12 protein-coding genes are annotated in these 14,194 nt (G+C 47.5%); 7 read left to right on the forward strand and 5 right to left on the reverse strand.

All coding sequences use genetic code 11. From position 1 onward, the window contains the following. Window positions 1-8 precede the first annotated feature (8 nt). Window positions 9-2,042, forward strand: coding sequence for a tetratricopeptide repeat protein (locus tag AABK39_RS26850; protein ID WP_338396238.1), 2,034 nt, complete (start codon window positions 9-11; stop codon window positions 2,040-2,042). Window positions 2,043-2,109: 67 nt separating this feature from the next. Here the strand turns inward: AABK39_RS26850 and AABK39_RS26855 are convergent, their stop codons facing one another. Beyond that, window positions 2,110-2,304 carry a helix-turn-helix domain-containing protein gene (locus AABK39_RS26855; protein ID WP_338396239.1) on the reverse strand — a complete coding sequence of 65 codons (195 nt, stop codon included), beginning with the start codon at window positions 2,302-2,304 and terminating at the stop codon, window positions 2,110-2,112. 65 nt (window positions 2,305-2,369) lie between these two features. Next, window positions 2,370-5,546: a tetratricopeptide repeat protein gene (locus AABK39_RS26860; RefSeq protein ID WP_338396240.1), complete on the reverse strand. Its 3,177-nt coding sequence runs from the start codon at window positions 5,544-5,546 to the stop codon at window positions 2,370-2,372. A gap of 469 nt (window positions 5,547-6,015) precedes the next feature. Between AABK39_RS26860 and AABK39_RS26865 the strand changes: the two genes are divergently transcribed. The 3 genes from AABK39_RS26865 to AABK39_RS26875 all read left to right on the forward strand — a co-directional run bounded on the left by AABK39_RS26865 (window position 6,016) and on the right by AABK39_RS26875 (window position 7,773). Then, window positions 6,016-6,432 (forward strand): hypothetical protein, encoded by a 417-nt coding sequence (locus tag AABK39_RS26865; protein ID WP_338396241.1) that lies wholly within the window; start codon window positions 6,016-6,018, stop codon window positions 6,430-6,432. Between the two features lie 77 nt (window positions 6,433-6,509). After that, window positions 6,510-7,217, forward strand: coding sequence for a DUF6896 domain-containing protein (locus tag AABK39_RS26870; protein WP_338396242.1), 708 nt, complete (start codon window positions 6,510-6,512; stop codon window positions 7,215-7,217). 34 nt (window positions 7,218-7,251) lie between these two features. After that, entirely contained in the window at window positions 7,252-7,773 is a 522-nt protein-coding gene (locus tag AABK39_RS26875; RefSeq protein ID WP_338396243.1) for a hypothetical protein, read from the forward strand. A 5-nt stretch (window positions 7,774-7,778) separates the two neighbouring features. On the opposite strand, the gene AABK39_RS26880 is transcribed toward AABK39_RS26875, so the two are convergent. Genes AABK39_RS26880 through AABK39_RS26890 form a run of 3 tightly spaced genes read right to left on the reverse strand, consistent with a single transcriptional unit; the run spans window position 7,779 to window position 9,997 of the window. After that, on the reverse strand, window positions 7,779-9,050 hold the full coding sequence (locus AABK39_RS26880; protein ID WP_338396244.1) for a Y-family DNA polymerase: 1,272 nt from the start codon (window positions 9,048-9,050) through the stop codon (window positions 7,779-7,781). Between the two features lie 18 nt (window positions 9,051-9,068). Next, window positions 9,069-9,473: a hypothetical protein gene (locus AABK39_RS26885; protein ID WP_338396245.1), complete on the reverse strand. Its 405-nt coding sequence runs from the start codon at window positions 9,471-9,473 to the stop codon at window positions 9,069-9,071. A 32-nt stretch (window positions 9,474-9,505) separates the two neighbouring features. Next, on the reverse strand, window positions 9,506-9,997 hold the full coding sequence (locus tag AABK39_RS26890) for a LexA family protein (protein WP_338396246.1): 492 nt from the start codon (window positions 9,995-9,997) through the stop codon (window positions 9,506-9,508). A gap of 587 nt (window positions 9,998-10,584) precedes the next feature. On the opposite strand from AABK39_RS26890, the gene AABK39_RS26895 reads away from it, so the two are divergent. Genes AABK39_RS26895 through AABK39_RS26905 form a run of 3 tightly spaced genes read left to right on the forward strand, consistent with a single transcriptional unit; the run spans window position 10,585 to window position 14,130 of the window. Beyond that, window positions 10,585-12,192: a type I restriction-modification system subunit M gene (locus AABK39_RS26895; protein WP_338396247.1), complete on the forward strand. Its 1,608-nt coding sequence runs from the start codon at window positions 10,585-10,587 to the stop codon at window positions 12,190-12,192. After that, complete coding sequence (locus tag AABK39_RS26900; RefSeq protein ID WP_338396210.1) at window positions 12,189-13,340, forward strand: restriction endonuclease subunit S; 1,152 nt, start codon at window positions 12,189-12,191, stop codon at window positions 13,338-13,340. The genes AABK39_RS26895 and AABK39_RS26900 overlap by 4 nt, the downstream gene beginning before the upstream one ends. Window positions 13,341-13,392: 52 nt before the next feature. Then, window positions 13,393-14,130, forward strand: a complete 738-nt coding sequence (locus AABK39_RS26905) for a hypothetical protein (protein WP_338396211.1) — start codon at window positions 13,393-13,395, stop codon at window positions 14,128-14,130. Window positions 14,131-14,194: the final 64 nt, after the last annotated feature.

Consider the following 14,194-nt stretch of genomic DNA (forward strand, 5'->3'; position numbering starts at 1 on the left):
GAAACACTATGAAATTTTTTGAACGATCACTGCTCCTTCTTGCGCTTTTGGTGCTTGTTATTCATCTGGTTTTCTTTGGCGTCAAAAAATCGCCTTTCGTATTTGCGACGGTTCCGTTGTCGCTCGCTTACTTTTTTGGCGGTTACTGGATACTTCGTGACAAGAAAGACAAAAAGTCAATATTCCCCGCCCTATGCGGGCCCGTTATCGCTTCCGGGCTCGTTGCCTTGCCGTTTAATTTTCTTTCCATTGCGCTTAATGTACCAAATTTCCGTATAGTTCTTTTGGCAAATTTTGCGTTGGCCATAGCCATGGTCGCTTTCCTGCTGATCAACCGAAATACGGCCAACAATACCCGGACACTGAAGAAAATATGCTGGAGATCCTGTTTGGTTGCGTTGCCCGGGGCCTTTTTTCTTTTCGTTCCTCACACAGGAGAAACATATTGGAGAACCGTATATATTTTCCTGCAAAATCATGAGAGACTGGCCGCCAATATACGGATGGTTGACAATGGAAAAGCCGCTAAAGAACTATTGGCCGACAAACGCTATGAGGAGGCGTTAGAGTGTATCGAACAAGCGACAAAGAGCGGACACACATGGCGTAACCTAATCCATTACGAGTATCCGGACGCTCTTACTCCCCAAGAGTGGCAAGCCGAAGCCAGAAAAATCCTTCGAGACGAATATAGAGCGCATCCGAACAGGGGATCATTAAGGATTATGGGGGGCTGTTACGAGGTTCAATATGACGTATACCGCCAATACGGTGATTCCCTCTACAGAAAGAAGGCCTTTGGAAAAGCCCTTAACTTATATATCAAAGCCTATAAGACATATGTCGAGTTTGACGATTGGAAGGTGGGCAAGTCTTACGTCTTGGCCAAGATTGCCACTTGTTATGATTTGGCAAATGGCCCGGAAAGGTACAGGGAAAGTCTTTACTCCAAGGCCTTGGACACACATATGCGGGAAAAAGGGAAAATTGGCGCCGATGCCGCGTGGATATTCTTCGATAGGGCCAGGGCAAAAACCAAAAATAGGAAAAGGTTTGCGGAGGCGGAAGCCGATATTCTAAAGGCCTTAGCATTGCTGCGAAAGGACGGAGATCCGGAGACGTATTCAAAATTCTATGACGGTTATATACATCACCTGTGCTACAATTATATGTTGAGGTATGAAATACATAACCTAGGGCATGTAATACAGGAACTGGAACGTAAAGGGGAAAATGGTAAGTTCAAGGCTAATGCGATTTGGTTCCTCAAAGGAATGAAAAACTATATGCAGGACGATTTTATCGCGGCCAACAAATGTTTTTCACACTATATAAGTGGAGCTAATGACCTAAATAAAATGGGGTCCCTATTAGCTCTGGTTGGACGGGCCCGTTCGGAATATATTCTGGGGGACTATAAAGCTTCGGAAATCGCTTCCAGAGAGCTGATGAAAAAGATAAAAGAGGTTTCCAAAGTCCAAGGGGTCCCTTCAAAGCTTTTGGAGATGATCGCCCGTACTCTGTTGGCCGACGTTCAGCTAAAGCAGGAAAAAATAGAAGAGGCCGAAAAGAGCTATCGTAAGGCCGTTGAGATCTATCCATTTAAAGACAACTCGCAAGAGGCTTCAAATCTTCGAGCCTTTATAGGGTTAGCGCATATTGACCTCGCTCGTGGCCAGAGAACCCGCTCATTGGAGCGCTTAGATTCCATTTCCAAGCGTTTGGCCAACGATAAGGGATTTCCCATGGTCAGGGAATCTTACAGTGTTGTCGCCAAAATATACGAAGAAGCCAAAGAGTATGACAAAGCCACAAAACTGTACGCGGATGCAATGAGGAACCGGCCTCCTCAAGACAAACTCACCGAAGCGTCTTTCTACGCCGGAATGGCGCGTATATTATACGCTAAGGGAGATTATCGGGAAGTGGAAGCCCTTTCAAGCGGAGCCTTGTCCATTTACAAAGAGATACTGCCTCCCGATCATCCCGATTTGTTATCGACACAGCGGTTTCTGGATAAAATAGCCCGGGACAAACCCTAATCGTAAGTTTGCCCAAACCAGAAAAATAACGTAGAGACATGGCATGCCATGTCTCCCTCTCAAATAGTCAATACCCGAAAGCCCCACCTTCCGTCAAGGTTCTTACCAGCATCAGGTTGATATAATAATTCGACTTGCCCTGCGTGCGTTTCCCCAAAACTCCGTCCTTGGCCAAAGTGTTCAGGTACGACGAAGCCGTGGGCCTGCTCACCCCCAGTTCCCGCTCCAGAAACTCGATCTTGGTATAAGGGTGCTTGAACAAATGGTTCAGGAACTCGTGGCTGTACTGTTAACCGCTCCCATAAAATATCCCGAGATAAAGAGGTTTTAGTTTTGGTGGGTTTGATATGTTTCTTCATCATATTCCGCATGATCGAGCGGATTTTCTTGTTTCGCATCCACTCCCCAATAGATGAAAATTTTATTTCCGATTAGTTTCTGTATCTCTGAATAACTTGGATGATAATCCTGATCCGCCCACAGATAAAGCTTTTCGGATATACGCCAGTCCAGATTAGAATCGCCGGTTAGCATAACTTTCAGAACCGCAAGTTGAAACGCCGTATCGTTCTCCCATACTTTGACCTTCTCCCCAAATTTGAAATACTTGTCAAAACACGAGAAGTCCCCAATTCCTTCCGTTATCCAATCATACACCCTGCATTCGTCACTGTCAAATCCGTGCCGTACCGAATCCTCCAGATACTCGAAGAGCAATCGCCTTCCGTCTGCTGGACTCAATTCGGTGTCTGGTGTACACTCAAAACGTAAACTTCGGACAGCTTCATTGCCTGTATATAATCGCAGAACATACCGGGGCGTTTCTTTTTCGGGAGCTTTCAGGCCACCGAGGCGCTGATATATCGGAAACGTACGGACATCCATGCGGAACAATCCGTATTCATCCGGATACCGGACAGTTTTTCGATAGATAGACTCAGCCACCAAATCAAGCGTAAAAGCGCTCGATATGCGTTCCTGTGCCGATATTCTCGATAACAGCTTCTGACTTAGTTTGGGTGACGGTTTACCCCGAACCAACCGAATACTTAGATCAAAGATATTGTTTCGGCGTAATCCTTCGCTCAAACGCCTAAGGGCCACTAAATCTTTTTCTCCCTTATAGACTTGCGTAAATAACCAAGCCACCAAACGGTTGGCTCCGCAATAGTCAAGCTTCTTGCTAATATACAGTTTTCCGATAACCGGAATAATACCCCAAGGTGAAGCCCCTTTTTCCCAATTGGCTATTTTCTGGGCGATAAAGAGCTCGAGCTTTTCCCGGCGTTCCCGCAACGTCACGGGCCCCATAGTCTTAGGGTGAACTTCGGGAGCCCCGTCCATAGTTAACTCTTTGGGCTCGGGCACTCTCGTAAGCAATTTTAGGTATTCGGTTTCATAAGCGTTATCAGGCCCGTCTTCCGAAAGGTCATCTCCTGTACGGACAACCCAAGGCAGTACTTTGCCAGTATGACGAAGGGTCCGGACATTTTCCAATACTACTTTGGTATATAGTTCATTCAGCTTTCTTTCGGATAGCTCATTTAATACCTGATAAAGGGTTTCGGTGGAAAAGTTACCGACTTCGACGCTCTTTTCTAACGCTATTATGCTCTCAGTGTCTTTGTCAAGCGCTTGTAAGGCTTTGCTCCGGAAGTAGTGGAAATCCCCGTTCTCAGCATCAGTACTCAGTGCGTTATCGAAATCGTCTAACACTCTTTCTAGGTCTTTCGCTAATGCCGTTTTTGTCCGTCCGGCTCCCAAAAAACCGCGTCCCGTCTTATCTCCCAAATCAATGGCCTTTCTAAAACTTTCAGAAGCTTTAACATACTCGTCCGCTCCGTAAAGCGCTTCGCCCAAAAGTATATGCGATTCCGGATCTTCGGAAAAAGTGGTGGCCAGCTGTCCGTAACAACGTATCGCTTTTTCAAATTGCCCCAATGAAAGATACAGATTCCCTAAGACAATGATTTGGCTCTTAATAAGCTGATTTTCTTCGGCGCTGTCTTGCCCCTTAGTAGGTTGGTGGAGATGTCGATCATTCAGCATACGGATAGCGAAATCGTAATCTCTGTACCCTATTAGTATACGGCCCTGCCAAATCGAGGCTTGTCGGGCCCAATGTGGCATCTTTTCGTGTGCCAGTTCGAACAGCCCTTCGTCCAGAAATATGTTGATGGCAGACGAAAGGACTTCTTCGTTTTCCTTGGTTGCGGGATCTTCCATCGCTTCGGTGATGTCCGTCAGGGCTTCGGCCCTTTTTCCAATCCTAAAGAAGGCTTGGGCTCTATCCGAAAGGATTTCTGGAATATTTTCTTTTCTTGGCCGTGGTGTCAGTCGCTTCGCTTCCGTATAAGCGTCAATGGCTTTTTCATACTTGCCCGCCAAAACCAGAAGTGCCCCGAGTTTATGAAAATAAACGTCATCCCCATTGGGCTTAAAATGATCCTTTCTCAAATTATCGATCGCAGCGTCGTAATTGCCCAATGCTTTATGACAGAGGCTACGATGATAATAATATTCTTCATTGTTGGGGTCATGTGTCAACGCCTCGTCTAAAAGCCTAAGACTCGTCGTATAGTCCTTGGCCTTAAAGGCTTCCTTCCAATTATCGTAACGAATCGGTGCTTTCCCGTCTCCGCTTAAGGCCTTATCAGTGTCTTCCAAGTAGGACTGGGCTTCCGGAAACGTCCCTTTCATCCGGATAGCGGTCTCCAAATCCGTCTTCGCCCGAGCAAAATCATTCGCTTTATATTGGCTTACCCCTCTTTCGTAATATGGATCGGGACGTTCGGGATCCATTTCTATCGCCCTGTCCAAGTCCTCGATAGATTCGGTCAGCATCCCTCTTGAACGATGCCAAATACCTCTCACTTCATAAGCTTCGGCGGTAGGGTTAGGCATTTCAAAGGCCTTGTCCAACCATTTACTGAAGAGAATAGGATTTCCTAAATGATAATATAAACGGGCTTTCTGAACGTATAAATGGGCATTAAACTGCCAATCGGGAATTCTATTGAACTTGGCTTCCGCTTCCGGAAAGCGTTTCAGGGCTAACAGCATATCGCCTTCGTGCAGATAGACACTCCTGGGGCTTGAGCATTTTTTTGCTAAAGCCAGTATGTCATCGGCCAACGCTCCTTCAAAATCGCCCATATAACCTTTGGATTGGGCGCGGATCCTGTAATATTCCCCTGTCTCCTTCTCTTCCAGGGCTTTGTCCATAAGCTCCAAGGCTTCCGAATACTTCTTATGGCCGTTAAGATATTCCCCTAAACCTTGGTAAGCGTACTTTCTCCATATACAATCATCAGAACTTAATGCGTACTCAAAATAAGTCACGGCTTTTTCGGGTCGCTTCTCCACCATATGTATATAGATCCCGAACAGGCAATGTATATTACCGTCCTTTGGATGACTTTCCAATACGCCTTCCAAAAGTTCACGCCCCTTTACAGGATCCCCCGATTTTGAAACAAAAAAGCCAAGGCATATTGTATCCATTGGATCCCCGCTTTTCCGCGCCCGTTTTGATATCCACGCTTTCGCCTTTTCGAATACTTTTGTTTTGGGATCTGTAACAGCCAAATTCAATAGCGTCATTAGTCCCTTCTCTTCTTTTCCTACAAGGTAATGGTAACGTGCAAAGCCATAAGAAATATGATGAATAATCTCGGTAAGCATATGTATAGATTAAAAATCCTTATCGAACACCCATGAAAGCCATAAAAAGAACGATAAATACCAACACATTAAACAATAAATATATAAACACAAATACAACAAATCGCACTATATGCTTGAATAACTTATCTTGGCTTATATAAAAACATATGTATTTTGGAGACTTTATGCTTCTCCAAAGATGGTCATCGTAGAGATATGACATTTTCCATCTCCCGATTATCGGACACATCCCACGGTCAAAACCAAAAAACACCTATCTTGCCGATCGACCAACCACTTTTTGATTATGTGCTCAACTGTTTACTTGGGGGCAGACCATCCCCTTCCCGAAATCGATTGGAACCCCGAAAAGCCCGGATTGCATATAAGCGAACTGGATTCCCCAGAAGATATTGAGCATGCACAAGGGATTCTCCATCTCCCGTACCTATATCAGATAGGCTCTTTTATGGGATGTTCCTGCGGACTGGCTTACGCCGATTTCCTAAATGAGGATCATGACCAGGAACGAAGGGCCGATGTCAAGGACCTACTCTCTTATCTAAAAGAAAACGTTAAGGATAAGCAACTTAAGGTCATATCCTTATCCATGGATAAATTTCCCGATGAATATCCCCTAGGGGATTTTTTTATCCCCGACACACCGCCAGAAAACGAGTTCTTTCTTCCCGAAGACCGGATCCTGAACCTGATCCAGCCATAAATGACCAATGAAATGGACATCTAAGCAGATTTTACAGCACTCGCAACCACTGATTTCCTGAAAAATCCTTCTCCGATATGTCAGAAATTTTCGATAACCCCGCCCGCCCGGTTACAACGGTCACAACCCCTCTCAGCGAAGCCCAACTGATAGAGCTTATAACCCGCGAAGGCGAATGCTACCTGAAAACACCGGGACATCATTATACCGACGCCTTTATTGACAGGATCGACGAACAGTTTCCCGCCCTTGCCATCAATCAGATAAATTATCTGAACTTGTTAATGGTAAGCCCCTGCGTACACGTCGATGAAGTGATACGGCTGAAAAAAGAAATCCTTTCCGCACTTTCGGATTTCCACCGTACCGCCCATAAGTTAATGTACCGGCTTTGTGATCAATACAACCTCGAACCCGGTAACCAACCCCATGTACACCAACTCAAGAGAAACAGCCACAAGCAAAGGGGCCCGTTAGGTACCGATTGGACTTTTTTTCTTCACGGGACATCCTGTGCCTTCGAAAACAAAATCACCGGTCAGTTTCTGGACGTTAAGATTTGCCACAAAACTCAGTACGGAGTCATTGACAATTACTTTCTCAGACGATTTATAGAGACTACCCCAACCCACGACAAAGTGTCAAAGCTCATAGCGGGCAAGTCCCAGAATATGCATAAGATCCTGAGTACATTCAAAAGAATGGGATACCTAATTGAAGAGGTTGACGCTTTCGGCAATTACCAACTTCTGTATCTAACAGAGAAGAGCGATTACGCCCTTTGAATTTAAATGACAGCCATTTCCAAGACCTGTTTTTATGATGTTGTTTTTCGATTTTGAGATTAAGGACAAAGACATAAAACGCCTTATTTCAAGTTATTTGGCCATATCTGATCACACTGTATTCAATATGGCTGAACTGTTTGATCGTTATTATCTATCAGATTATCTGCTTACTTACCATTGTGATTCGGAGTATATGATTGAACAAAAAATGCCTCTTCCGGAAAACAAACAGGTTGTCTATGAAAAGCAACCGTACGGAGCCAAAGGTTTCTTTATGGCCTTGAATCTCGATATAGAACATAAAACTAAGGACACTATAAAATTAGCCCGTTATTTTGCCCAGAACCTGAATGTTTCTGTCGTCATAGACGATAATTCAATGAGCTGTAATACATGGCACCTTATCGAGCCTGACGGGAAACTATATGCAGTTTCTTGCGACTCCGACATATGGTTTTCCAATCATTGGGATGATGAGGACGGAGAGCCTATTGCGCCCTGCATGAATATCGAAACCAAAAAATTGATAGATACATACCCCTTATCAAAATAGAATTTTCACGGCAGGTTCCGCCCTCCCCCAACCTCAACCAACTCCTCCCACCTCGTGCTGAACCGCCTCGAAAGCCTCTCCTGCCGGTGGCTCCAGCCACGGCCCGGCCCCTGCGATCCCAGCTTCACCGTCCCCGCCCCGAACTTCCCGTTCAGCCGGTCCGTCGCCAGCGACAGCGCCGCGTGCCTCTCCCGGTCCACCTTGTCGAACAGGTCGCCCGTCACCTCGTTTTTCGGCACTAGACCGCCGGCTATCACGCCCGCCTTCTTATACCGGACCCCTTCCCTGTGGATCCGCTCCGCCGCCCGCATCGCGTAACCCGCCAGCTCCAGATCGCTGTCCGAAGGCACGGGCAACGGCACCGTCAGCTGGTCCGAACAATGCGGAATATCTGTCCTGAACCGGTTCGTCATCAGCAGCACCGTCAGCGTCGACGCGCAACAGCCCTCCTCCCGGACCTTCGCCCCGCACATCGACACAAACGCTGACAAAGCCTCCTTCAGCTTCCCCAGCCCCTCGATATCCGACCCGAACGACCTCGACACGCACACCGACTTCTTCCTCGGCCTCACCAGCTCCAGACTCAGGCAAGCCTCCCCCGCCAGTTCCCGCTGCGTCCGCAGCCCCACCACCGACATATGCTTCCTGACCCACGCCGACGGCATCTCCGAAAATTCCAGCGCCGTCCTCACGCCCTGCCTGCCCAGCTTCTTGCTCAGCCTTCCGCCTATGCCCCAAACCCCGTCCACGGGCGTCATCTCCAGCGCCCGGCGCTCCTTCTCCGCGGTATCGATTACACACACGCCCCGCAAGCGCCCGTGTCGCTTCGCTATCCTGTTCGCCACCTTCGCCAACGTCTTCGTGCGCCCGACCCCGACACATACCGGCAAACCCAGCTCCAGCCCCACAACCTCCCGGATCCGGTACCCGTACTCCTTCAGCCCCTCCATGCCCGAAAGGTCCAAAAACGCCTCGTCGATGGAGTAAACCTCGACTCCCGGCGAAAACCTGCCCAAAACGTTCATCACCCTCGCCGACATATCCCCGTAAAGCGTATAATTCGAAGAGAACACCCGTACCCCGTACCGTTTCACCGCCTCCTTCATCTTAAAAATAGGCGCCCCCATCCCGATCCCGCAAGCCTTCGCCTCCGCCGACCGCGCCACCACACAACCGTCATTGTTCGAAAGCACGACCACCGGCACACCCCGGAGCCCCGGATCAAAAACCCGCTCGCACGACACATAAAAACTGTTACAGTCCACCAAAGCATACATAACCAAAACAGTTACCTATCAATCATAACGTAATATACTATCCATAAACAAACAACAACCCTCCGCCATCCCCTTGCCGTCCCCTGCCATCGGAAGGCTCCCGCCTTGTGACCAAACAAACTGGCAGGTTCCGACCTGCCACTGCGCATGTCCACCCAAAACCGATCCCCGTACAGACAGGGCATGCCCTGTCTCACACCCGAATGGTAAACCCAGATATTGATTGTCATTCCAACCAGCGTTCCCCAAAACTAACTTCAGGCCTTTATTTTTCTTCCATAACCGCAATGCTTTTGGATGGAAGAAAAATTTGTAGCCGTATTTAAAAGATTTTTTGGTTACTTTTTCATCTGAAAAAGTGACACCGGAGCTAGTTATAAGTAAGCTGTTTATGGTTTCGGGATATCGTCTTTTAAATGCCAATAATTATCGAGACGCATGGACAGAACCGACAATTATTTCCTCCTCTGAATAGTATAAGTAACAACCCCCCAAACCATAAAATCATCCCCTGCGCCAACCTCGATATCCGGAAACTCAGGATTCGCCGCCAACAACCGAACCTTGCCCCCCCGCCTGGAAAACCGCTTCAGCGTAAACTCCCCGTTCACGCAGCAGACAGCCAAATCGCCCTCGCGCGGCCTCATCGACCGGTCCACTACCAAAACGTCCCCGTCATGGATATTCGCGCCCGACATCGACTCCCCGCGCACACGAGCGAAAAACGTCGCCTCCCTGTTGCCCACAAGCTCCCGGTTCAGGTCGATCACGCCTTCCAGATAATCTTCCGCCGGCGACGGAAACCCCGCCGTCACGGGAAACATCACCAACGGAACGCCCCCTAATCCCGCGTTCTCCGGCACATACAAAGCCAACGGTCCAGCCATAACGACAATATTTTTAGACAAATCCATTAACACGACCAAACCCCATTCGGTCCGGAACATAGCCATAACCCGCTTTAACACAACCAAGAACCTCTCCCGATATTCCCCTTTCGCCAATAAATGTAGAATTATTTTCCTTCCGGAAAAATCAATTCGGCTACATAATTTATACATGCTAAAAAACATAACACAAACCGTGTAGATAGTCTCTGCTTCCCTACGGATAATCAACGTACAAACGCGGGCATGCCCTGTCTCTCCACATAAGTACATCCAGTAAAATAGGTTATGTTTCGGGAGAGGAATGTTTGAAGGGGTAACCTTTTGGTTTATTTGGTTTTATATTGTCTTCGAGCAGTCTCTTTACGCTTTACTATTTACTTTGTACTAACTTATATGGTAACACCTGACTGGCCGCAACCCAACAAAAACAGAAACCTCCATGGACCAAAACCATATCTTTCCTAAATTCGCCCAGCCCGGAGATTTTTAGAAAAAACGGACATCCCCACGCCGGAACGCCGATTTTTCCATTAAAACGACAACCGACACCATACGGAAAAAGCTTGTCCACCCTCTCCGGACAACCCAAAGTAAAGACCCAGTACTCTTTACGCTTTACTCTTTACTAAGTACTAAGTAAGCAAATGTCTGAAGACCAAAAGAACCAGCTCAAGACGAAGCTCTGGAAGATAGCCAATACCCTGCGCGGCAACATGAACGCCGACGAATTCCGCGACTACATCCTCGGATTCATATTCTATAAATACCTCTCCGAAAAAATGGAGATCTACGCCGACCGCATTCTGCAGCCCGACGGCGTGAAATTCCTCGACATACCCGGAATGCCCGAGGCCGAAGACTATTACGAAGCCATCAGGGAAGCCACCGTCGACAAGCTCGGATACTTCCTCCGACCCGAAGAGCTCTTCGCGCAGATAGCCGAACGCGGAAACGGCAAGGACGAGGAACACCCCAACTTCATCCTCGACGACCTCGCCCGCATCCTCGACAACATACAGCGCTCCACCATGGGCACCGAGTCCGAAGACGATTTCGACCACCTCTTCGAAGACATGGACCTCTCCAGCACCAAGCTCGGACGCACGCCCGACGACCGCAACAAGCTCATCGCCAAAGTGCTCTTCCACCTCGACCGCATCGACTTCAAGCTCCACGACAGCGAGATCGACGTCCTCGGCGACGCCTACGAATACCTTATCGGGGAGTTCGCCAGCGGCGCCGGCAAAAAAGCGGGCGAATTTTATACCCCCCAAGAAGTCAGCACCGTGCTCGCCAAGCTCGTCACGACGGGCAAGACCCGCCTCCGTTCGGTATACGACCCCACCTGCGGCTCCGGATCCCTCCTCCTGCGCGTGTCCAAACAGCTTGAAAGGACCGATCCCGAAACCGGCGAGATAATCAGGAACGTAGGCTCCTTCACCGGCCAGGAACTCAACCGAACCACCTACAACCTGGCGCGCATGAACATGATCCTGCACGACGTCCACTACCGCGACTTCGACATACGGCAGGAAGACACCCTCGAACGCCCGCAGCATATCGACGAGCGCTTCGAGGCCATCGTGGCCAACCCGCCCTTCTCGGCCAACTGGTCCGCCAATCCCCTATTCGCCAACGATGACCGCTTCAGCGCCTACGGCAAGCTCGCTCCCAAATCCAAGGCCGACTTCGCCTTCGTGCAGCACATGATCCACCACCTCGACGAGGACGGAACCATGGCCATCGTACTCCCCCACGGCGTGCTCTTTCGCGGCGCGGCCGAAGGGCATATCCGCCGTTACCTCATCGAGGACCGCAATTACCTCGACGCCGTGATAGGACTGCCCGCGAACATTTTCTACGGCACCTCCATCCCCACCTGCATACTCGTTTTCAAAAAATGCCGCGAGGCCGGCGACAACGTCATATTCATCGACGCCAGCCAACACTTCGAAAAGAAAAAGACGCAGAACTACCTCCGCGCCGAGGACATCCAACGCATGGTGGATACCTACGCTTCCCGCGCCCCGGAAGACAAATACAGCCACGCCGCCACGCTGGAGGAAATCGAAGAGAACGACTACAACCTCAACATTCCCCGCTACGTCGACACCTTCGAGGAAGAGGAACCCGTGGACCTGCAGGCCGTAACCGAACAGCTCCGCAACCTCGAAAACGACATGTCCCAAACCGACGGCCAAATCGACGCCTTCTGCCAAGAATTGGGAATCGAAAACCCCTTCCGATCATGAGCAAGACAGAAAAGAGAAACGTGCCTGCGCTGAGGTTTCCGGAGTTTCAAGATGAGTGGGTTGAGAGAAGGTTAGAAGATTTATTTATTGAATTTAAAAGTGGCAAAAATATAAAAGCCTCGAAAATCAACGATTCTGGTAATTACCCTGTGTACGGAGGAAATGGACTTAGAGGCTATACGGATATATTCTCTCATGATGGGGAATATTTTTTAATAGGGCGACAAGGTGCACTTTGTGGAAATATTAATCGATTCTCGGGCAAGGCATTTGTCTCTGAACATGCGATAGCATGTAGATCAAATGATTTTTCCGACACTGAATGGTTAGCACAACGTTTGGATTATTTCAATCTTAATAGACTATCAGAGTCCTCTGCTCAACCAGGTTTATCCGTACAAAAATTACTTCGTTTTAAGCTTGTTGTTCCAACGAGATCCGAAGCCACCAAAATAGCCACCTTCCTAACCTCCGTCGACAAAAAAATCGCCCAAGTCCAAGAGAAAAAACGCCTCAGCCAAGAATTCAAAAAAGGCATGATGCAGAAACTCTTCTCCCAACAAATCCGCTTCAAAGACGACCAAGGAAACGATTTCCCGGAGTGGGAGGAGAAAAGATTGGGGGATATCCTAATTGAATATAAGGAAAGGGTTGATGCGAATACCAATTTGCCAATTCTAACATCCTCCAGAAATGGCCTTTATCCACAAAAGGATTATTTTGCCAATAGAGAATTACAAAATGAGGGAGAATATGGAGTGGTCCCGAAAGGATTTTTTACTTATCGGCATATGAGTGATGATGCCACTTTTAAGTTTAACATTAATGAATATTGTGAAAGGGGTGCGATAAGCAAAGAATACCCTGTTTTCACAACGAAAGACTATAGCGCAAGATTCCTTTATGAAATATTGAACAACGGCTCAGATTTCAAACGTTTTGCATTAACGCAAAAGCAAGGAGGGACAAGAACCCGTTTGTACTTCAAGAATTTGTGTAAAATGGTATTGAGTCTTCCAATATCTCAGGAAGCCACCAAAATAGCCACCTACCTCACGGCCCTCGACGACAAAATACAAAACCTCGAAAACCAGATCCGGCAGGCCAAAGCCTTCAAACAGGGCCTCCTCCAGCAAATGTTGGTATAAATTCGTTGAGAAAAATAGGCTTATATGACGGAATAATCTTTTTTCTATAAAAATGCAGGATACAATTATTGCTATTACAAATGTTGTCTCGGGGATCATCATTATCGCCTTTTTTATCTTTCTTATGCGTTCTGTTTATTATTTCTCTTTTCTGAGACGAGAGAGAAGGCCAGTCAAAGAGGTACGTGTCAAAATAGGAGATAAGCTAAGTGAATTTAGAAGCTTAAGGAATACTCACCAATGTATTGATGAGTCTCTGGAAAAAAAATATCTAAAGACACTGATAGAATATCAAAAAATATCCGAAAACAATGTTACACCATTATACCGCTTTCAACCATATGCTGAAGCTATAAAAGTGTTTCTGCAAATGTTGGTCGGCTTCGCAATCGTATTTTTGATATTTGCCGAGCTTTTTTATAAGATGGGTGTCTTTGAATATACTTCACAGACATTTTATCTTTTCAATGAATCTTGGATTGTAAAATTAGTTACAGATAACTCGGAATTAGAGGATCTTATAAAGCAACCGATGTTAACCACGGTAGCGATTGGACTAGCCACGGCCACCGGCATCGAACTGGCATATATGCTCTTTACCCCCGGCCCGGATGAAGCCATACAACCCGTTACCATGGGCGTCGCCGCGTTGATTTTGGCCGAAATTGGCAAACCGGATTTCGAATTTACGATTGACCGCACCTTTTCGGTTGTCCTATTAGCCATGCTAATCCCCATTTTCTTGTGGGTAGAGCATTGGTTCAAGAATAAAGACGAGAAAAAAGAGTAGAGACAGGGCATGCCCTGTCTAACACGCCCTGTATAATCATGACGATATCGGATGAATATCATCG

Source organism: Fulvitalea axinellae (assembly GCF_036492835.1).
Lineage (GTDB): Bacteria > Bacteroidota > Bacteroidia > Cytophagales > Cyclobacteriaceae > Fulvitalea > Fulvitalea axinellae.